16 protein-coding genes are annotated in these 19,410 nt (G+C 67.3%); 6 read left to right on the top strand and 10 right to left on the bottom strand.

The genetic code is table 11. The features are described 5' to 3' along the window. On the top strand, window positions 1-234 hold a 234-nt coding region (locus AC1DGI_RS14110; RefSeq protein ID WP_476899282.1), incomplete at its 5' end, for an HNH endonuclease. 151 nt (window positions 235-385) lie between these two features. Beyond that, window positions 386-871: a hypothetical protein gene (locus AC1DGI_RS14105; protein WP_476899281.1), complete on the top strand. Its 486-nt coding sequence runs from the start codon at window positions 386-388 to the stop codon at window positions 869-871. Here AC1DGI_RS14105 and AC1DGI_RS14100 read toward each other — a convergent pair whose 3' ends face one another. From AC1DGI_RS14100 to AC1DGI_RS14080, 5 genes are all read right to left on the bottom strand, one after another. Next, on the bottom strand, window positions 872-2,722 hold the full coding sequence (locus tag AC1DGI_RS14100) for a gamma-glutamyltransferase family protein (protein ID WP_476899280.1): 1,851 nt from the start codon (window positions 2,720-2,722) through the stop codon (window positions 872-874). Window positions 2,723-2,725: 3 nt separating this feature from the next. Continuing rightward, window positions 2,726-2,869 (bottom strand): MFS transporter small subunit, encoded by a 144-nt coding sequence (locus AC1DGI_RS14095; RefSeq protein WP_476899279.1) that lies wholly within the window; start codon window positions 2,867-2,869, stop codon window positions 2,726-2,728. Between the two features lies 1 nt (window position 2,870). Beyond that, window positions 2,871-4,265 carry an OFA family MFS transporter gene (locus tag AC1DGI_RS14090; RefSeq protein WP_476899278.1) on the bottom strand — a complete coding sequence of 465 codons (1,395 nt, stop codon included), beginning with the start codon at window positions 4,263-4,265 and terminating at the stop codon, window positions 2,871-2,873. Between the two features lie 157 nt (window positions 4,266-4,422). Continuing rightward, window positions 4,423-6,810, bottom strand: coding sequence for a Tex family protein (locus AC1DGI_RS14085; protein WP_476899289.1), 2,388 nt, complete (start codon window positions 6,808-6,810; stop codon window positions 4,423-4,425). A gap of 63 nt (window positions 6,811-6,873) precedes the next feature. Beyond that, window positions 6,874-7,518: an SOUL family heme-binding protein gene (locus AC1DGI_RS14080; RefSeq protein ID WP_476899277.1), complete on the bottom strand. Its 645-nt coding sequence runs from the start codon at window positions 7,516-7,518 to the stop codon at window positions 6,874-6,876. Between the two features lie 139 nt (window positions 7,519-7,657). Here AC1DGI_RS14080 and AC1DGI_RS14075 point away from each other — a divergent pair, with 139 nt between their 5' ends. Then, window positions 7,658-11,269, top strand: a complete 3,612-nt coding sequence (locus AC1DGI_RS14075) for a TM0106 family RecB-like putative nuclease (RefSeq protein ID WP_476899276.1) — start codon at window positions 7,658-7,660, stop codon at window positions 11,267-11,269. A 165-nt stretch (window positions 11,270-11,434) separates the two neighbouring features. Here AC1DGI_RS14075 and AC1DGI_RS14070 read toward each other — a convergent pair whose 3' ends face one another. The 3 genes from AC1DGI_RS14070 to AC1DGI_RS14060 all read right to left on the bottom strand — a co-directional run bounded on the left by AC1DGI_RS14070 (window position 11,435) and on the right by AC1DGI_RS14060 (window position 14,179). Then, window positions 11,435-12,511 carry an alkene reductase gene (locus AC1DGI_RS14070; RefSeq protein WP_476899275.1) on the bottom strand — a complete coding sequence of 359 codons (1,077 nt, stop codon included), beginning with the start codon at window positions 12,509-12,511 and terminating at the stop codon, window positions 11,435-11,437. A gap of 90 nt (window positions 12,512-12,601) precedes the next feature. Continuing rightward, window positions 12,602-13,468 carry a PKD domain-containing protein gene (locus AC1DGI_RS14065; protein WP_476899274.1) on the bottom strand — a complete coding sequence of 289 codons (867 nt, stop codon included), beginning with the start codon at window positions 13,466-13,468 and terminating at the stop codon, window positions 12,602-12,604. 54 nt (window positions 13,469-13,522) lie between these two features. Further along, window positions 13,523-14,179 carry a DUF6318 family protein gene (locus tag AC1DGI_RS14060; RefSeq protein ID WP_476899273.1) on the bottom strand — a complete coding sequence of 219 codons (657 nt, stop codon included), beginning with the start codon at window positions 14,177-14,179 and terminating at the stop codon, window positions 13,523-13,525. Between the two features lie 227 nt (window positions 14,180-14,406). On the opposite strand from AC1DGI_RS14060, the gene AC1DGI_RS14055 reads away from it, so the two are divergent. From AC1DGI_RS14055 to AC1DGI_RS14045, 3 genes are all read left to right on the top strand, one after another. Next, window positions 14,407-14,841, top strand: coding sequence for a pyridoxamine 5'-phosphate oxidase family protein (locus AC1DGI_RS14055; protein WP_476899272.1), 435 nt, complete (start codon window positions 14,407-14,409; stop codon window positions 14,839-14,841). Between the two features lie 39 nt (window positions 14,842-14,880). Continuing rightward, window positions 14,881-15,309: a very short patch repair endonuclease gene (locus AC1DGI_RS14050; protein ID WP_476899271.1), complete on the top strand. Its 429-nt coding sequence runs from the start codon at window positions 14,881-14,883 to the stop codon at window positions 15,307-15,309. Between the two features lie 283 nt (window positions 15,310-15,592). Next, complete coding sequence (locus AC1DGI_RS14045; RefSeq protein WP_476899270.1) at window positions 15,593-15,850, top strand: hypothetical protein; 258 nt, start codon at window positions 15,593-15,595, stop codon at window positions 15,848-15,850. Between the two features lie 46 nt (window positions 15,851-15,896). Here the strand turns inward: AC1DGI_RS14045 and AC1DGI_RS14040 are convergent, their stop codons facing one another. Continuing rightward, on the bottom strand, window positions 15,897-17,135 hold the full coding sequence (locus tag AC1DGI_RS14040; RefSeq protein WP_476899269.1) for a 5-methylcytosine restriction system specificity protein McrC: 1,239 nt from the start codon (window positions 17,133-17,135) through the stop codon (window positions 15,897-15,899). Further along, window positions 17,122-19,353, bottom strand: coding sequence for an McrB family protein (locus tag AC1DGI_RS14035; protein ID WP_476899268.1), 2,232 nt, complete (start codon window positions 19,351-19,353; stop codon window positions 17,122-17,124). Before AC1DGI_RS14035 ends, AC1DGI_RS14040 begins: the two co-directional genes overlap by 14 nt. Window positions 19,354-19,410 lie beyond the last annotated feature (57 nt).

Below are 19,410 nucleotides of genomic sequence, written 5' to 3'. Positions count from 1 at the left end.
TTCCCCGGCTGCACCATCCCCGCCCCCTGGTGCGAAGCCCACCACATCACCTACTGGTCCCGCGGCGGCACCACCTCCGCCGACAACGGAGTCCTGCTCTGCTCCCACCACCACCACCTGATCCACAAGGAACACTGGACCATCCAACCSCGCGCCGGCATCCCCTGGTTCATCCCGCCACCCCACCTGGACCCCCGCCAACAACCCAAACGAAACCACTACTTCCGATCGTGAATGACTCCAGCCTTGAGACATGGACACCCGCTTATTGATCCATGAAGCGGATCCATAAGCCGAATCAACGAATGTGCCTCGTCAGAGCTGCCGCGCCATGCTGTAATGACAACTACCCAGCCTTTGAGGCAACCGCATTGGGGGACTGATCATGGCACGCAACGGAACATTCGCTGCCTTTCCGGACGGGCGCTCCGGCCTGCGGAATCCCATAGTGGTTCTCTGCGGGTTCTTCGCCGTTCTGTGCTGGTGGATCGGGATGGCCGGCTACCTGATGGTCGGCGGGCCGGCGAGCGGTCTAGCCGGATTGCTCATCTTCGGAGCCGTCCCCGTGGCGGCAACCGCCGGCACATTCCTCCTGGCGCGGCGGCACCGTGCCAGTTCCCCCTCCGCGGTATCGGCTGGCTTGAAGGGCCGCCCGCCTCGAAGCGTTCCCAGACCGGGCCGCCCGGCAACTCGCGGATTCCTCGTCATCGGCGGATTCACGACGGCCCTGCTCTGGTGGATCGGCATTGCAGCTTACGCGGCCGTCGGGGGCGTTCCCAGCGGCATTGCAGGGCTGACTGTCTTCCTCGGCGTCCCAGCCCTCGCGAGCGTCGCAACCTACCTGGCGGTGCGCCGTCGGCGGGTCGGGTAGCTACCGCCCAGCCGCGTACCCCTGGACGCCCCGCGGGTTGGCGGCGGCCTGCAATACTCCTGTCGCCGGGTCCCGGACGACGGCGGAGAGCCGGCCGAGGGTCCAGCCGCCGGCCCTCGTGACAAGATGCCCCCGGCGTTCGAGCCCCGCGATGATGTCCTCGCCCAGCCGCTCCTCCACCACGGCGCCGCCAGGTTCCCAGGTCCGCGGCCAGAACGAACCGGGCATCGACGTCGTATGGAACGTCGGCGCGTCGATGGCCTGCTGCGGCGAGTAGCCGCCCACGATGGTCCGGAGCAGGTACGGCAGTTGCCACTGGTCCTGCTGGTCGCCGCCGGGCGACCCCAATGCGGTCACCGCCCGTCCGTTCCGGAGCACCAAGGTGGGCGTCAGGGTGGTGCGAGGCCGTTTGCCCGGAGTCAGGGTGGACGGCGTTCCCGGCTCCAGCCAGGTCATCTGCAGTCTGGTCCCGAGGCAGAAGCCCAGTTCCGGGATCGCCGGCGAGGACTGCAGCCAGCCGCCCGACGGCGTCGCCGAGATCATGTTTCCCCAACGGTCCACGACGTCGATGTGGCAGGTGTCGCCCCGGGTCTCCCCGCTCGGCGCTACGGTCGGCTCCCCCACGCCCAACCCCGCCGAACCGGACGCCTGCCCGGCCCCCGGACCGGACGCCTGCCCAAGGGTAGCCAGCGCCGGCGGGACGTACTCCGTCCGCAGCGGCGGGAGGTAGGGTTCACGGCCCGGCACCCGCCCCGGCCGGAAGTCGTGCGACGCCCGGTCCGTGATCAGGGACCGGCGGCCCGCGCAGTACTCCTCGGACAGGAGGTACTCCAACGGCACGTTAGTGTCACCGTAATAGGCCTCACGGTCCGCCAGCGCCAGCTTCTGGGCCTCCAGGATCGTGTGTGCCCCTAGTTCGGTGGACGGATCCAGAAACCGGTCCTCGTATCCATCGAGGATGGCCAGGGTCTGCAGCAGCGCGGGCCCCTGACCCCACGGCCCGGTCTTGGCGATGGTGTGACCGCGGAACTCCACGGTGGCGGCCGGCTCGTAACCGGCTTCGAAGCCGGCCAGATCGGCCAGGGCCAGCACGCCCCGGTGGTCGGTGCCCGAGGAGTGCCGGTGCGGCGTCTGCACCGATGCCACCACCGCCCGGGCGACGAAGCCCTCGCGCCATTCCAGGCGGGCCGCATCGATTCGCGTCTCGCGGGTACCGGTGGAAGCCCGGCCGGCTTCGACGAGCCGTTCCAGGGTCCGGGCGTGGGCCGGGTTGCGCACCAGTTCGCCCTCGGCCGGGACCTTGCCGCCGGGCATCCACAGCTCCGCCGAGCTGGGCCAGTGCGTTTGGAATAGCTCAGCCACCGCGGCAATCGTGCCGCCGACGCGGCCCAGCATCGGGTGCCCGTCGCGGGCGTAGCCGATTGCGAACTCCAGCACCGCGTCCAGCTCCCAGGTTCCGTGGTCCCGCAACAGCAGGAGCCAGGCGTCGACGGCGGCCGGCACCGCGGCGGCCAGTGCCCCCGACCCCGGAACCAGGTCCAGGCCTTCGGCACGGTAGTGCTCCAAGGTGGCCGCAGCCGGCGCCGGGCCCTGGCCCATCAGCACCACCGGCGTGCCCGGGTCGGACGCCGTCACGAAAACTCCCGTCATGTCCCCGCCGGGGCCGTTGAGGTGCGGCTCCACAACGTGCAGCACGAAGGCGCCGGCTGTGACGGCGTCGAACGCGTTGCCGCCGCGTTCGAGCACCGCCTGCGCCGCCGCCGTCGCGAGCCAATGCGTGGACGCGCTCATCCCAAAGGTGCCCTGCAAGGTGGGGCGGGTGGTGAACGGCTCAGGCGGGGTGAAGGGCATAACTCAGCCGAACAGCGCCGCTACCCGGGTCAGTGTTTCGTAGACCCCGTAGGCCAGCGGCACCCCGACGAGGGCCCAGGCCACGGCCAGTCTGCCGGTGGACGCTGTTACGGACGCCTGGGCGCCGGGGGTAGGTGCAGTGCTCATTTCAGGCCTCCAAAGCGGGTTCGTGCGACGGATTGCGGTCCGGGCGGGGTTCGTGGAATCGTTCGTCGACCGGTTTGACCAGCAGGTTGGCCACGAAACCGACCACCAGCAGCGCCACCATGGTCAGCAGTGCCGGCTGATAGGACGCGGCGGTCAACTTGCCGGGCGTCCCCTGGGCGTCCAGGATGCCGTTGACGATCAGCGGTCCCGCAACGCCGGCGGCGGACCAGGCGGTCAGCAGCCTGCCGTGGATGGCGCCGACCTGGAACGTGCCAAAGAGGTCCCGCAGGTAGGCCGGCGCGGTCGAGAAGCCGCCGCCGTAGAAGGAAATGATTAGGAACGCGAGGATCACGTAGAGGATGGTCGTGGTGGACCCTGCCAGGGCGAGCACGATGTAGAGCACCGCCCCGACGCCGAGGTACACCATGTAGATGCGCTTGCGGCCGGTCACGTCAGAGGTGGCGGACCAGGCGAAGCGCCCGGCCATGTTGCCGATGGAGAGCAGCCCGACGAAGCCGGCGGCGACGGCGGCACTGACCAGGGACGCGCCGTCGGACTGGCGGAAGAAGTCCTGGATCATCGGGGCGGCCTGCTCCAGGATGCCGATGCCGGCGGTGACGTTGCAAAACAGTGCAATCCAGACCAGCCAAAACTGCTTGGTCTTGACGGCGTTCTTGGCGGAGACGTTCTCCGTGGTGACGAGCTTGGCGGCCTTGACCTTCGTGGGGTCGAAGCCCGCGGGCTTCCAGTCTTCGGCGGGCACCTTGATGGTGAAGGCGCCGAAGAGCATGTACGCGAGATAGATGACAGCGAGGGTCAGGAAGAGCTTGCCGACGGAGTCGCCGCTGGCCACCCACCCCTTGGCGTTGGAGTTGGGGTCGTACAGCTTCAGCAGCGCGGTGGAAACCGGGCTCGCGATGAGGGCGCCGCCGCCGAAGCCCATGATGGCCATGCCGGTCGCGAGGCCCGGCCGGTCCGGGAACCATTTGATCAGGGTGGACACCGGCGAGATGTAGCCGATACCCAGGCCGATGCCGCCGACCACGCCGTAGCCCAGGTAGACGAGCCACAGCTGGTGGGTGAAGATGCCGAGCGAGCCGATCAGGAAGCCGCAGGCCCAGAACACCGCGGAAGTGAACATCGCCTTGCGCGGGCCGTTCTTGTCCACCCAGGTGCCCATGATCGCGGCGGAGAGACCGAGCATCACGATGGCGATGGAGAAGATCACGCCGATTTCGGTCAGGCTGGCGCCGAAATGCCTGACCAGGGCCGTCTTGTAGACACTGGTCGCATAGGCCTGCCCGATGCAGAGGTGGACGGCGAGCGCCGCCGGCGGCACGAGCCAGCGGTTGAATCCCGGCGGCGCAATGGTTCGTTCACGGTCCAGCCAGCCCATAGGTGTTCCCCTTGCTTATCCACGACGTCGATGTCCAGCGATCTAGAGGCGAAGGACCCCAAACGTGAGCCGTTGCCTTCGGCAATCATGGTGCACATCATCAGCAAACGTACGAAATGCGCGCCGAGCGGTAGGGAATCCGCGCTAAACGGTCGCGCTACTTGCCGAGTCCGGCCTTTCGCAGCGCTTCGGCCATCGCGGTGTTGACGGGCGCCGGAACCGGCTTCGACTGAGCTGGCTGCCTGGCCGGTGTCCTGCCCCCCGGCGCTGGTCTCCCGGATGCAGGCCTCCCGGCCGGAGGCCTCCCCGGGCGCTCACCGGCCGCACCGACAGGCGCGGGCTCGTTGTCGAGCCTCAGGGTCAGCGAGATGCGCTTCCGCTCGGGATCCGCCTCCAGCACCTTGACCTTGACCACCTGCCCGGACTTGACCACCTCCCGCGGGTCGGAGACGAAGCGGTTGGCCAGCGCGGAGACGTGCACGAGGCCGTCCTGGTGAACGCCGACGTCGACGAACGCACCGAACGCCGCCACGTTGGTGACCGTGCCTTCGAGCACCATGCCGGGTTTGAGGTCGGCAATCTTCTCGATCCCCTCCCGGAACGTCGCCGCCGCAAACGCGGGACGCGGGTCCCGGCCGGGCTTCTCCAGCTCGGCAATGATGTCCCGCACGGTGGGCAGGCCGAAGGAGCCGTCCACGAAGTCCTGCGGGTTCAGCGCGGACAGGTTTCCGCCCGCCGGACCGGCCGCCGTCCCCGCACCGGCCGGCGCCGCACCCGCCGCCGCCTTGATCTTCCGCGCCAGCGGGTAGGCCTCGGGGTGCACGCTGGAGGCGTCCAGCGGCTCCGCTCCCCCGGTGATCCGCAGGAAGCCGGCGCACTGTTCAAAGGCCTTCGCGCCCAGCCGTGGCACCTTCTTCAGCTCGCTGCGCTTGGCGAACGGGCCGTGCTCGTTCCGGTACGCCACAATGTTCTCGCTCAGAAGCGGCCCGACGCCGGCCACCCGGCTCAGCAGCGCCGGCGACGCGGTGTTCACGTCCACGCCCACGGCGTTCACGCAGTCCTCAACGACGGCGTCGAGGCTGCGGTCCAGCTTCGCTGCCGTGACGTCGTGCTGGTATTGCCCGACGCCGATGGACTTCGGTTCGATCTTCACCAGTTCCGCGAGCGGATCCTGCAGCCGCCGGGCGATCGACACCGCCCCGCGCAGCGACACGTCCATGCCGGGCAGTTCGGCTGCGGCCAGCGCCGACGCCGAATAGACGGACGCGCCGGCCTCCGAGACGACGAGTTTTTGCGGCGTCTGTCCCGCGGCCGCGCTGAGTTCCTTGATCAGCTCGGCCGCGAGCTTGTCCGTCTCGCGGGAGGCGGTGCCGTTGCCGATTGCGACGAGTTCGACGCCGTGCTTCCGGGCCAGGCCCACCAGCGTGCGCAGCGCCTCGTCCCATTTCCGGGCCGGGGCGTGCGGGTACACCGTATCCGTCGCCACAACCTTGCCTGTGCCGTCCACGACGGCGACCTTCACCCCGGTGCGCAGTCCCGGGTCCAGGCCCAAGGTGGCGCGGTTGCCGGCCGGCGCGGCGAGCAGCACGTCGCGGAGGTTGGCGGCGAACACCCGGACGGCCTCGTCCTCGGCCGCGGTGAACATGCGGCTGCGCAGGTCCCCGCTGAGCCGGGCCAGGACACGCGAGCGCCACGCCACCTGGGCGGTCTGCAGCAGCCAGGCGTCGGCGGGCCGGCCGCGGTCGGCGACCCCGAGGAACCTGGCCACGGCGGCCTCGTAACGGCCGCGGGCGGCGGCCAGGGCGGCGTCGTCGTCCGGTTCCGCCTCGGCGAGATCCAGCTCCAGCACCCCGTCCTTCTCGCCGCGGAGCAACGCGAGGACCCGGTGCGAGGGCATCCCGGACGGGGCCTGGCTGAAGTCGAAGTAGTCCTTGAACTTCTGGCCCTCGGCGTCCTTGCCCTTCTTCACGCGGGACACCATCCGGCCCTGCGTCCAGAGCCGCTCGCGCAGGGTGGCGGCCAGGTCGGCGTCCTGGCCGACGCGCTCGACCAGGATGGACCGGGCGCCGGCCAGCGCGGCAGCAGTGTCCCCGATAGAATGTTCGGCGTTCAAGTAGCGGGCGGCTTCGCGCTCCGGGTCCAGCTCCGGCCGCTTCAACAAGGCATCCGCGAGCGGCTCCAGGCCGGCCTCCCGGGCGATCTGGGCCTTGGTGCGGCGCTTGGACTTGAACGGGAGGTAGATGTCCTCCAGCCGCGACTTCGTATCGGCGCCGACGACGGCGGCCTGCAGTTCGGGGGTCAGTGCGCCCTGCGCGGCAATCGCCTCCAGGACGGTCCGCCGGCGGTCCTCCAGCTCGCGCAGGTAGCGCAGCCGCTCCTCGAGCCCGCGGAGCTGGGTGTCGTCCAGGGTGCCGGTGGCTTCCTTGCGGTAACGGGCGATGAACGGCACCGTCGACCCGGCATCGAGCAGCTCCACGGCCGCCTTCACCTGCCAGGGCTTCACGCCAAGTTCGGCGGCGATCTGGGTCTCGATCGGGGAGGTCATGGCGGGGTGCTGCGGGAGTTGGCTCACCTGCCCATTTTGCCTTACCTCGCCCCTACCGCTGCCTTACTCCGGTCCGGTGCCCGGCGTCCCCGCGGCGGCGCGGGGTTCCTTCACGTCCTGGACCACCTCGTTGTGGCGGAGGAACCACGGTTTGAACGGCGGGTCGAAGCGGGCGAACCGTGGCGGGCCCACGGCAGTCAGCCCGGCCAGGGTCAGCGCCGCCTGCAGCCCGTCGTTGCGCCGCCCGAAGGCTGCCGCCGTTCCGCTGCCGGAGAAGCGGAGGACGGCGGCCAGGGACCCGGGGACGGCCCTGATCTTGACGTCGGGGTTGGCCGGGGTTGGTGCCGTCTCCGGGGTCAGTCCCGCGGGGAGCACAAAGGCGACCACGAAGTCTGCGGGACCGGCGCCGCCAGGCAGCGGGCCGCTTTGCAGCACCGGAGCGGTCATCGCGAGCTTCTGTGCCGAGCCCGCGCCCTGGTTCCCGCTGTCCCGGCTTCCCGTTGCTTGGAGGACCGGGGCGGTCATCGCCAGCTTTTGTCCGCCGGTGTTGCTGCCGCTGATGTAGTTGAACAGGTGCCGGAAGGCCGCGTTCCCGGCCCGGTCAAAGGTCGCGTTGACGTGAATTTCGGCCACAACGTGCGCGGGATAGCGGCGCAACTCGAAGTGCGGGTAGCGCTTGACCAGCTCATAGGGTTGCTGTTCAGTCATGGTCTTGTCGACCCTACGCCGGTCCCGCGACGGCGGCCAGACCCGGTGTGCGGCGTTCGCTGTCGGAGGGCTTTGATAGCTTGGCAGAAGAGATACCAGCGGGACCAGTCGGCGGGATCAACCAAGCAGCGGGGGCGCAATGTTTTTTCTTGAATCGGAGGTGCCGGAGGCGGTACCGGACCTGGTCTTCTCAGCCAGCGACCTGGTGGTGGCCGCGGACTGCGAGTATCAGTTGCTCCGAAAACTCGACGAGAGGCTGGGGCGCGCTGCCAAGGCGGACTTCGGCACGGATGAGATGCTCCAGCACGCGGCCGTGCTGGGCGACGTCCACGAGCGCAAGGTCCTGGACGGGATTGTCGCCGAGTTCGGGTCCTGGGATCCGACCAGCGGCCGTGGTGTGTACGACGTCGTTCCCGCCGCTGCCATGGACCGGCCCGCGCTGCTGGCCAAGCACCACGAATCCATCGAGGCGCTGCGTGCCGGGGCCGACGTCGTCTTCCAAGCTGCCTTCTTTGACGGCCAGTTCCACGGCCGCTCCGACTTCCTGGTGCGACAGCCCGACGGCAGCTACGCGGTGTTCGACACCAAACTGGCCCGGCACGCCAAGGTGACCGCACTGCTGCAACTCGCCGCGTACGGTGACCAGCTGTTGAAGGCCGGCATCCGGGTGGATCCTGCGGTCACGCTGGTCCTCGGGGCCACGGTGCAACTGGCCACCGGCGGATTCGACTACGTCCGGAGCCACCACCGGCTCGCCGAGATCCTGCCGGTGTTCCGGGAACGGCGCGAGCGTTTCCTGGCGCTGACGGCCGCCCACATCGCCCAGCCCGGCACCGTCCGCTGGGGCGCGGAGGGCGTCACCGCCTGCGGCCGCTGCGACTATTGCCAGGAACAGGTCCAAGCCACCGACGACCTGCTCCTGGTGGCCCGGATGAACTCCGTGCAGCGCACGAACCTTCACGAGCTCGGCATTTACACGGTCAAGGCCCTGGCCCAGGCGAGACTGGTCCGGCCCACTCCCACGTTGCTGCGGCTGCAGGAACAGGCCCGGATGCAAAGCGGCGTCGGCCCCGCGGACGGAGAAGTCCGGTACTTCAAGGACGGCGAAGAGCACACCCTGCGCTACGCCGTCGTGCCGCAGAACACGCTGGCGGAGCTGCCGCCGCCCAGCGCGGGCGATATTTTCTTCGATTTCGAGGGCGACCCTTTGTGGCAGGAAAGCGCGACCGGGGTGTGGGGGCTGGAGTACCTGTTCGGCGTCATCGAGGCACCGGCGGGGCCCGGCGAAACGGGAGCATTCCGACCGTTCTGGGCGCACAGCCGGGCGGCGGAGAAGCAGGCGTTCCTGGACTTCCTGGACTACGTGGAGAAGCGCCGGCAGGATCACCCGGACATGCACGTCTATCATTACGCCCCGTACGAAAAGACTGCGCTGCGCAAGCTCTCGGTGTTGCACGTGGCCGGCGAGGACATTGTGGATGAGTGGCTCCGCGAGGGGCTGCTGGTGGACCTCTACCAGACGGTCCGGAACAGCATCCTCATCTCGGAGAACTCCTACAGCATCAAGAAGCTCGAGCCGCTCTACATGGGCACCAATCTGCGTTCCGGCGAGGTGAAAGACGCCGGTGCCTCGGTGGTGGCCTACGCGCACTACTGCGAGGCGCGCGACGCAGGCCGGGCCGAGGACGCCGCCGCGATCCTCGCCGACATCTCCGACTACAACGAGTACGACTGCCTCTCGACGCTGGAACTGCGGGACTGGCTGCTTCTGCGGGCCAAGGAACGCGGGATCGAGCCTCGCGACGGGGGACCCGCTTCGGCGGCCGATGCCGGCGGGTCACCGGACGACGGCGGCTCCCCGGCCGGCGGGGCGGCACTTGGACCGGCCGAGGCGGCGCTGATGGCGTATACCGAATCCGGCAGCGGGTTGCCCGCCGACGACCGGAAGGCCGTCGCCATGCTGGCGGCCGCCGTCAGCTACCACCGCCGCGAGCGCAAGTCGTTCTGGTGGGCGCACTTCGACCGGTGCGAGCAGGGTCCGGACACCCACGAGCGCGACCGGAACGTGTTCCTCGTCGAGTCCGCGGAGATCCTCGGCGACTGGCAGCAGGCAGGCAGGAAGCTTCCTGAGCGGCGGGTCAAGCTAACCGGCACGGTGAGCCCGGGCTCGGACCTGCGCGAGGGCAGCAACTGGTTCCGCATGTACGATCTGCCGCTTCCCGCCGGGCTGGAAGGCACCGGCAAGGACGGGACCGGCCGGAGCGGCTGGTTCGGCACGGAGGTCCTGGAACTGGGACACGAAGACGGCAAAGACACCGTCATCATCCGGGACCGCCTGCACCGGAATATCCCGCCCCACAGCGACTTGCCCATCGCCCTGACCGAGGACCAGCCGCTCGCCACCAAGAGCCTCGAGCAGGCGCTGGAGATTCTTGCCGCCAAGGTCGCTGTGGCGCTGATGTCCGGCGCCATCCCGCACCACCCTGCACTGGACCTGGTCCGGCGACTGCCGCCGAGGCTGGCCGGACGTGCCCCGCTGCCGCAGCCCGGCGACGGACCGGACCGTTTCGTTGACGCCATCACCGCCGCGGTCCTGCGTCTCGACCACTCCTACCTGGCCGTACAAGGTCCTCCCGGAACCGGCAAAACCCACGTGGGCTCCCACGTCATCGCCCGTCTCGTTGCCCGCGGCTGGAAGGTCGGGGTCGTCGGCCAGTCGCACGCCGTGGTGGAGAACCTGCTGAAGACTGCCGTCACGAAGGCCGGAGTCAGCCCCGCCCTGGTGGCCAAGGATGTGAAGCACGACAATCCTTTGCCGTGGCAGTCTCGCACCGCCAAGGATGTTGCGGAATTGCTGGGGTCCCCCGGTGGGGCATTGGTCGGCGGCACGGCGTGGACCATGACCGGCGCCACCGTTCCGCCCGGCTCACTCGATCTGCTGGTGATCGACGAGGCCGGGCAGTTCTCGCTGGCCAACACGCTGGCGGTGGCGCAGGCCAGCAGCCGGCTGCTCCTGCTCGGCGACCCGCAGCAGTTGCCGCAGGTCAGCCAAGGCAGGCACCCGGAACCGGTCGATGAGTCGGCGCTGGGCTGGATTTCGGCCGGCCATGCGACGCTCCCGCCGGAACTGGGCTATTTTCTGGCCGACTCATGGCGGATGAACTCCGACCTGTGTCGGGCGGTCTCAGCGTTGTCCTACGAGGGCAGGCTGCGATCCGCCCCTTCCGCAGATCTTCGCCGCCTGGACGGAGTTCCCGCCGGGATCGAGACGGTAATGGTGCGCCACAGCGGCAATACGACGTCGTCACCTGAGGAGGCCGCCGAGGTCGTACGGCAGGTGCGGCGGCACCTGGGGCTTCCGTGGCACACCCCGGAGGAGACGCGGCCGCTCGAAGTTGGGGACATCCTGGTGGTGGCCGCCTATAACGCCCAAGTGAACCTCGTTCGCGATGCCCTGGACCGGGCGGACCTGTCCGGCGTGCGGGTCGGAACCGTGGATAAGTTTCAGGGCCAGGAGGCAGCGGTGGTGATCGTCTCGATGGCGTGTTCGGCCGTGGCCGAGGCGCCCCGGGGCATGGAGTTCCTGCTGTCCCGCAACCGGATCAACGTGGCAGTATCGCGCGGGCAGTGGCGCGCCGTCGTCGTCCGTTCCCCGGAGCTGACGAACTTCATGCCGACCCATCCGGAGGGCCTGGAACAGCTGGGCGGCTTCATCGGCCTCTGCCAGCGCTCAATTCCCGCCGGCCCCTAGGGACATGCCCATTCTTTGAACCGTGCGCTGGACATGCGCCCCGTCGACGGGCTGCCCGGGAGGACATGCCCATTCTTAAAGCCGAACAGTGGACAGAATGGCATCCTGTCCACTGTTCGAGGCCCACGCTGGGCACGCCCCCAGGCCGTTGCCTGGCCTGCGGTCCTAGTTTGAGCTCTGGTAGGCCGGGTAGTCGGTGTAACCCTCGGCGCCGTCGCTGTAGAAAGTGGTCGGGTCGGGCTCGTTGACGGGCAGCCCTTCGCGCCAGCGGCGGACCAGATCCGGGTTGGCGATGGCGGGGCGCCCCACGACGACGGCGTCAGTGTGGCCGTCCGAGACCAGCGACTTGGCTTCCTCGGCGGTGGTGATGACGCCGAACCCGGTGTTCACGAGGAAGGTGCCAGCGAAGCGCGTGCGCAGGTCCTGAACCAGTTCGCTTGTCGGCTCCTTGTGAAGGACGCTGAGGTAGGCCAGCTTGAGCGGCGCCAGGGCGTCCACCAGGTAACCGTACGTTTCGAGGACGTCGGCGGCGTCCAGCTCCAGGGCCCCCTGGACGTTGTGCTCGGGCGAGATGCGAATGCCGACGCGGTCCGCACCAATGGCGTCGACGACAGCCTGGGCAACTTCGATGACGAAACGCGCACGGTTTTCAGGCGAGCCGCCGTAGTTGTCGTCGCGCTGGTTCGCAGCCGGCGTCAAGAACTCGTGCAGCAGGTAGCCGTTCGCGGAGTGAAGTTCGACGCCGTCGAACCCGGCTTCGATCGCGTTGCGGGAGGCCTGCACGAACTCCTCGCGAATGCCGGGCAGCTCGTCAGTCGTAAGGGCGCGCGGAACGGGGAACGCCTGCTTGCCCTCGTAGGTGCGGGTCACGCCGTCGATGGCGATGGCGCTAGGGGCGACAATCTCGTGGCCACCTGTGGTGTCCTCGTGCGTGACGCGGCCTGCGTGCATCACTTGGGCGAAGATCCGGCCGCCCTCTGCGTGCACCGCGGCGGTGACGTCGGCCCAGCCCTTGAGCTGTTCTTGGGTGACCAGGCCGGGCTGGCCCGGGAAACCGCGTCCGGCGGGGCTGGGGTAGGTACCTTCGCTGACAATCAGGCCGAGTGAGGCGCGCTGCCGGTAATGCTCCACTACCAGCGGTCCCGGGATACCTTCCCGGCCAGAGCGGAGGCGGGTCAGTGGCGCCATCACGAGTCGGTTCGGTGCTTCCAGTTGTCCGATGGTCAAGGGGGAAAACAGCATGCGCAGTTCCTTTCACAGTGGATTGTGTCCACTGGCGGAAACTTCGCTGCGTCTGCAACTATTCCGGTTGAGACTCGGATCACGCCTCGATCAGCGTGTCGGTTGCGGCGCGCCCGGGCACCCTTGGCCCTGCGGATTCTTGAGGCAGTCGTCCGCGTAATTGCGGGTGATGGACCGCCAGACGCTGACAGTCTGGGGCGGGGAACTGAATTGGCCTTGGCCCGGAATGGGCAGCCGCGGGCCGCCGTTGACGGAGTACGTTCCCTGGAAATGGGTGGTCAAAGCCACGGAAAAATCGCCGGTCTGGCCGTAGGCGTGGCTGGTGGCTGTCTTTTCGCCCCAACGGTCCTGCGGCAGCGGCCCACCGGCTGTTGTTGTTGGACCAAGGGACGTGCCATCACCGTAGTTCCAGGTGTACTGAACGGGTTTGGCGCTGATCGCGACCTTTTGTCCCAGCATGTCAACGTCGAATGTCTGCTCTGCGGCCTCTGCATAGAAATTGGTCTCTGCACCCTTGAGTGTATGTGGGCTTGGTTGGCTCACAGCAGTACCGGCCAGGATCGGAAGTTGCTTGAATTTGGATTGGATTTGGGCGGCGATCCTGCCTAAAACGTCATCGGGCTGTTCAGTGTAGACACACCGGTCAGGCCGTAGCGCGGACCAAATTGGCGGTGAAAATACCTTTAGCGACGCGAACCACCTGACCGGACGTCCCTCTCGCGCTTGATCGCATCGAACGGCCCCTGCCAGGCATCCTACGTCGAAGTTGTTTTTTGCCTCGTCCAAGCATAGATACTCGAACTTGTAGGCGTTGGGGTCTTCGGAAACCGCTCCCGGCGCGTCGACCCAAACACCTGCGATTGAGTCGTAGCGCCAGACACCGAGGCCGGACTTGCTCCAGGAAACATCCGAGTCGGCAGCCAGAACTGCACTCGCATCAATCACGAGTGTGACCACTACAGCGAGCAGACAACCAAGGATCCTGAATAGGACTTGAATAGCTCGCATGCGCTAGCTACCAAGCCTGTCAACATTTTCTACGGTCCAGCTTCCCTTTTCGTATTTGGCCACCATTAGGTCACCCAGCATCGCCGATTCCTCTACCGCCTGCCCCTCGGAACCGTCCGCATTTTTCAGTGAACCTGAATGCTGCTGCGACTGGACGGCCACTTGAAAATTGTCGTTGGTAGTTCGGACGAAAGTTGACTGGGCGGCGACCACGGTGACCGTGGCTCCGACGATCCACCTTCCCTCTGCGTTCCATGTTTCTATACCGGGAAAGACCTTTCCGCATAGGACACAGGTTTCGCTAGAGACGGAACTGATCAGAGACAGGTCCCCCGTTTCGTAGGCGTAGTTAAGGAGCTCATACCAGTACCTCGCGAACGCTTCCAAACCTTCCTTCGTCTCCGCCTTGGCGGCCTCCGGAAGTACCGGGACCGGAACGTTTTGCGCCCTCCCAGTGGCGTCGGCCGGCTTGTAACTGGCGGTCGGCGTCGGGGTGGGAGTCGTGGTGGCGGAAGCTGACGAGCCAGGGGACTCCGGACTCGGTCCCGCGGTTGCGGGCGCCTGGCTACCGGTGCAGGCCGTTGCCGCCAGAACCAAGGCAGCCAGCAGGGCGGCTGCGGCGGTTTGCCGGCGGCTGGCGATTGGAGTGCGGAATGTCATGTTCAGCTAATCCCCCGATAGAAAATCAAGACGCCTGAATCCAAACAATGCCTAAGGGTAACTGAGATCACATTCCGACGGTAAGAGTTATCCACAGCCACTTGGTTCCGGCCGCCGCCTCAGCATGCGATCAGCCAACCCCGCAGTGACCGGAGCGAACCCGCCCAAAAAACATTCACCTTCCCTGGCCTCTGGCGTTTTTCTACGCCGAATAGAACAATGAGCCCATGATGTTCGAACACGCAGACGGCAGCCCGATCCTGAACCTGACCGACGACCAAAGCTGGAAGCTCACCGAAGGAACAAAACACGGCCGCCTTGTCGTCACGGTGGCTGGCGAACCGGACATTTTTCCGGTCAACTACGCGGTCAGTAACCGCAAGCTCTATATCCGCACGGCGCCCGGCAACAAGCTGGCGGAGCTGACCATCAATTCGAAGGTGCTGTTTGAAACGGACGGCATCCTCTCCGACGAAGCCTGGTCGGTGGTGCTCCACGGCACGGCACGCGCACTGGAACAGTCGGCGGAGATCGCCGCCGCCGAGTCACTGGGGCTCAAACCGTGGGTGCCGACGTTGAAGGACTTCTACGTCGAAATCGACCCGACGTCGCTCACCGGCCGTCACTTCCAGTTCGGCGAACACCCCGAGCGGGAGATCTAGGACAAACCGCAGTCACGGTCCGCTGCCTAGACTTAAACCATGGCGGACAGTCTGACCCCGGAGCGGCGCAGCTGGAACATGTCCCGCATCCGGGGCAAAAACACCAAGCCGGAACTGCTGATCCGCCGGATGCTGCACGCCAAGGGCTACCGCTACCGGCTGCATGGCACCACCCGCGGCGGCAGGCTGCCCGGAAATCCCGACCTGGTGTTCGCCGGTCGCCACAAAGTCATCTTCGTCAACGGCTGCTTCTGGCACTTCCACGACTGCCGGGTCGGCCAGCATGCGCCCAAATCCAACTCCGAGTTCTGGGAGACCAAGCGGACCCGCACCCGGAACCGCGACGCCGAACAGCGCCGCCTGCTCGAAAGCTCGGGCTGGGACGTGCTCACCGTCTGGGAATGCGAGCTCAAAGACCTCTCCGCCCTGGAAGACCAGCTCGAGTCATTCCTCAACCGCCCGGGCTGACCGCGCGAACCGCGCGATGGCCGTGCGGCCCCCACCGCGGCTCCCCGGCGGCACGCCCCGCCGCCGCCGACGCCGCGACGCGAAAATGATTCGTACGCCAGATCCGGAAAACCGCGCAGGGGCGCCGGTAATCTCAGCAGCACCGAGTTTTGGTTGACGAAGCCCTTCAGGTCTTCCGCCTGAGGCGAGACAGACTGGCCTGCCTAGGCTAAGATCGAGATTCGGGGACTAGGACTCTATTGGCCAGTACGCTGGGTACTAATTACTCCGCAGGAGAAGCACAATGCCGCACTTGATGTTGTCCGCCGAGAACCATACCCGGCACGCCGCCTGGAACCCCGAGCCCGTCGAGGATCTGGAGCCGCTGCGGCAGCAGGTTTCCGCCATCATCGACGCAATCCTCCTGGACACCAAGCCCGACGAGGCCGGCGTCCGGGACCAGCTCCGCTGGCACGTAGCGAACCATCCCGGACGGCCTGAGAAGGCGCTCCTGGACCACCTGCTGTCCGTCTCCACAACCCTGCAGGACGATTCGGCCTAGACCGGCGGGACACGACCGGCAGGACGCAGTCAGCGGCGGAAATACGTCAGCGGCTGATCGTCGCCTGACGCACAACCTCGCCCCACGATTGCTGCGCCAGGTCCGCCACGGACGCCAGAATTTTCGACGGCGGCAGGGACAGGTCCAGCGGGAATTCCACTACGTCGATGTCCGTGTTGAGGATCCGCCGCAGTTTGATCTCGCCCGTGCCCGCATAGACCAACCACGCTGTGGGCACCCGGAGCGAGGTGCAGTACGCCAGCATCCGGTAGTGGTCGACGGAGAGCGAGGCCCCGATGTCGGACGCGGCGATGTACTTGGCGTCGTACACCATCACCGGCCGGCCACCCAGTAGATGCACCGCGCCCGGCTGCACCATGATCCGGTCCGAGTCCCGCACCGCCTCGTTCAGCATCGAGTTGTACCGCAGCCGCATCTCCCCCGGGTACGCGGCCATGGCCTCCCGGAGCGCGGTCCCGACAAAGTCCTCAAACACCTTGGACATGTCCACCACAAACGACGCCGAATGCTGCTTGCCGTCCCCGGCCTCGGCCGAGGCGTTGCGCAGGATGACCTCCGCGAGCCGCAGGGCCGCGTGGTAGCGGGTGTTCATCCGGCTGGCCCGCCACGGCGGCAGCGAGGCGCCGGACTGCAGGCGCGTCACGGCGTCGAGCTTTCCCTTCAACCGCCGCAGGCGGCTGAGCACGTCCGCGCGCACCCCCGGCACCTGCGCCATGCGTTCGAGGGCCGCCCGCAGGATGCGGTTTTCCGGGATGTCCTCGGTGAACTCGTCGTAGGAAACTTCGAGCGGCACCAGCATGCCGGGACGGCGCGAGATCTGGTCCGAAATCCGGATCCGGCCCTTGACTGTGCGCAGTGACTCGTCGACATTCAGGTACCCCTGCAGGACTCCGCGGCTGAGGGCGCGGTCCGCGAGCTGCGCCAGCGACTCGGCCAGCGCGCTCCAAAGGTCGGTGTCCTCGACGGCGGCGACGTCGTCGTCCCGGAAGCCCTGGTTCTCCGTGTAGCCAAGCAGGAACAACAGCCGGCTCAGGCCCAGCCGCTCCTTGGGCCGCACCTCCAGCTGCACCGAGGGGGTGCGCACCGAGCCGACCTTGCCGACGGGTTCGATCCGGAACAGGCCCAATCCCAGCGGCGCGGCCTTGGCCAGTCCGCTGCCGTTGATGTAGGCGGCGCTGCCGGGGTCGATCCGTTCCACCACGCCCCCGGACAGTTCGTCCAGGACGATGTGGCGGAACGAACCGGCAACGCTAGACGCGCGCAAGCCGGCCCAGCAGTTGCTCCAGCCCGAACCGCTCCTCCAACTGCGCCCGGTTGAGCTGGCCGTGGTAGTGCTCCTCGAGCAGCGGCATCAGCTCGTACTTCCAGATCCGGCGCAGCCCGGTGGGGGTCTGGGCGGCCTTCTTCATGAAGTATGACGGACCGATCATTAGGTCGCGGTCCCACTCGTCGATCGCGTTGTTCAGCTCATCGAGCAGCAGCGCCGGCGTCGTGTCCAGGCCGCGGGCCTGGAGGAAGCGCAGCAGTGTGCCCTTCACCGGCTCCGTCTTGGGGTGCAGCTCGATGAAGGAGAACCGGCGGCGGATGGCGGCGTCCATCATCGCGATGGAACGGTCCGCGGTGTTCATCGTGCCGATGATGTACAGGTTGTCCGGCAGCGAGAACGGCTCCGTGGGGCTGTACTGCAGGTAGATCCGGTCGTCGCGGTACTCCAGCAGGAAGTACAGCTCGCCGAAGACCTTCGCCAGGTTGGCCCGGTTCATCTCATCGATGATCAGGAAGTACGGTTTGCTTTCATTGCCGGGTTTCGCGGCCTCCTCGGCGAGCCGGCGCAACGGCCCGGCGACCAGTTTGAAGGACACCTGGCCTTCGTCGGTCTTGTCCGGCCGGTAGCCCTCAAAGAAGTCCTCGTAGGCGTAGGAGGGGTGGAACTGGACGAGTTTGACCCGCTCGTCGCTCGGGTCACCCGCCAGTTCGGCGGCCAGATGCTTGGCCAGGTAGGTCTTACCGGTGCCGGGCGGGCCGTAGAGCACCAGCTGCCGGTTGTCCGCCAGCAGTTCTGCGATCTCCTGCAGCGGTTCCAGGTCCATGTGCAGGGACGCGGCAAACTCCTCCGTCAGCGGACGGAAGCCCTCCGGGACGGCTTCGACGACGGCGTCCGGCTCGGAGCCGCCGCCCTGCTCCTCTTCCGCTTCGGCCGGCAGCAGCGTGTCGAGCGCCTGGATCACCCTGGTGACGTCCACGATGATGCCGGAGCTGGCCAGCTGCCGCTGCACGTGCCTGGGCAGGTCCGCCACGGCGTGGGCCTCGTCGAACCAGCGGACCTTGCGGCGCAGCCTGCGGTTGTCCTGCTGGTGTTCGGGTTCGCCCAGCACCACGCCTACTCGGACGGCACCGGAGCTTTGGTACAGCGTGAGGTCGCCCGGCTTCATCACCGTCAGGAAAGCGAAAACGGCCGACTTGGTGTCTTCGCGCTCCACGTAGCTGAGGTGTTTGTAGTCTTCGTCCACGGCGTGCTGGACCACGCCGGCGGTCACGCCGGTATCGAGCAGGCGGAGATGTTCGACGTCGAGCGTCACCGCTTCCTCGTCCTGCCAGGTGGCGAGCACTTCGGCGTTGTCGTGGTGGCTGCGCAGCAGCCAGGCGCGGCGGCCGGGATCGCCCACCTTCCGCCACTGGCTGACCAGCTGGCGGGAGTACCAGTCGATCCGCTGCCCGGCCTGCTCGTCAAGGTGCAGCCGGATGCGATGGATGTCCGCGGACACCTCCTCGTCCGATTCCCCGTGGGCGCCACCGACCAGGGAGGCGAAGGCATCCCGGATCTCCTGGCGTTCGACGTCGGCCACGATGGGTTCAAAATAGCTGGGCCAGACCAGGAACTCGATGCTGCGCCGGATCGCCGGCTGGTCATCGGGGGTGCCCGCGATGAGGGCGTGGAAGGCCAGCGGGTCTCTGACCGCGGCCTGGACGACGCCGGCGGGGCGCTGCGCGACATGCTGCACAAAACGGCACAGCCACTTCAGGTGGTCCCAAATGGTCCAGTTGAATTCTGCGGTGCGGTCCCGGATGACGCCGTGGTCCGTCATGCCGGCATACAGTTCATCGGGGAGCTCCAAAGGCGGCTCCAGCCAGGAGGCCGCCTCAGCCACCCGGGCGCGCTTGACCTTCAGCGATTTCACCTCGTGCGCCAGCGGCAGCGACTGCAGGAACAACAGTTCGACGGCCAGCTGTTTGGCCCCGCGGGTGGCACCCTCGAGGTTCTCGCGGAGGTTCGTCATCATCGGCGCCTTGGGGTCCGGGACGCCGCGCTCGAGTCGCTCCAGCAGCTCCGCGGCGGCCGGAACCGACCAGGTACGGGTGCGGCCATCGAGCGCCGACGCCTTGCCCAGCAGGCCCGGGCCGAGCACGAACCACGCCGCGTCTTCGATCTCCTTGGAGATGCCGAGGGCACGGTGCATGGCAGGCTTCTTGGCTGGGGTCATACCTCCAATTTACAGGCTAAAGCTGAACGCCCGCATTCCGGCTCGACCAAGTGCTAC

Source organism: Arthrobacter sp. 05N428_2 (assembly GCF_056397065.1).
The sequence above is the reverse complement of the archived record's forward strand: the minus strand, read 5'-3'. Positions and strand labels throughout refer to the sequence as shown.

Excerpts from the sequence above, each read along its gene's own strand:
- AC1DGI_RS14105 (WP_476899281.1), top strand. The coding sequence starts at position 386 with ATGGCACGCAACGGAACATTCGCTGCCTTTCCGGACGGGCGCTCCGGC.
- AC1DGI_RS14100 (WP_476899280.1), bottom strand. The coding sequence starts at position 2,722 with ATGCCCTTCACCCCGCCTGAGCCGTTCACCACCCGCCCCACCTTGCAG.
- AC1DGI_RS14095 (WP_476899279.1), bottom strand. The coding sequence starts at position 2,869 with ATGAGCACTGCACCTACCCCCGGCGCCCAGGCGTCCGTAACAGCGTCC.
- AC1DGI_RS14090 (WP_476899278.1), bottom strand. The coding sequence starts at position 4,265 with ATGGGCTGGCTGGACCGTGAACGAACCATTGCGCCGCCGGGATTCAAC.
- AC1DGI_RS14085 (WP_476899289.1), bottom strand. The coding sequence starts at position 6,810 with ATGACCTCCCCGATCGAGACCCAGATCGCCGCCGAACTTGGCGTGAAG.
- AC1DGI_RS14080 (WP_476899277.1), bottom strand. The coding sequence starts at position 7,518 with ATGACTGAACAGCAACCCTATGAGCTGGTCAAGCGCTACCCGCACTTC.
- AC1DGI_RS14075 (WP_476899276.1), top strand. The coding sequence starts at position 7,658 with ATGTTTTTTCTTGAATCGGAGGTGCCGGAGGCGGTACCGGACCTGGTC.
- AC1DGI_RS14070 (WP_476899275.1), bottom strand. The coding sequence starts at position 12,511 with ATGCTGTTTTCCCCCTTGACCATCGGACAACTGGAAGCACCGAACCGA.
- AC1DGI_RS14060 (WP_476899273.1), bottom strand. The coding sequence starts at position 14,179 with ATGACATTCCGCACTCCAATCGCCAGCCGCCGGCAAACCGCCGCAGCC.
- AC1DGI_RS14055 (WP_476899272.1), top strand. The coding sequence starts at position 14,407 with ATGATGTTCGAACACGCAGACGGCAGCCCGATCCTGAACCTGACCGAC.
- AC1DGI_RS14050 (WP_476899271.1), top strand. The coding sequence starts at position 14,881 with ATGGCGGACAGTCTGACCCCGGAGCGGCGCAGCTGGAACATGTCCCGC.
- AC1DGI_RS14045 (WP_476899270.1), top strand. The coding sequence starts at position 15,593 with ATGCCGCACTTGATGTTGTCCGCCGAGAACCATACCCGGCACGCCGCC.
- AC1DGI_RS14035 (WP_476899268.1), bottom strand. The coding sequence starts at position 19,353 with ATGACCCCAGCCAAGAAGCCTGCCATGCACCGTGCCCTCGGCATCTCC.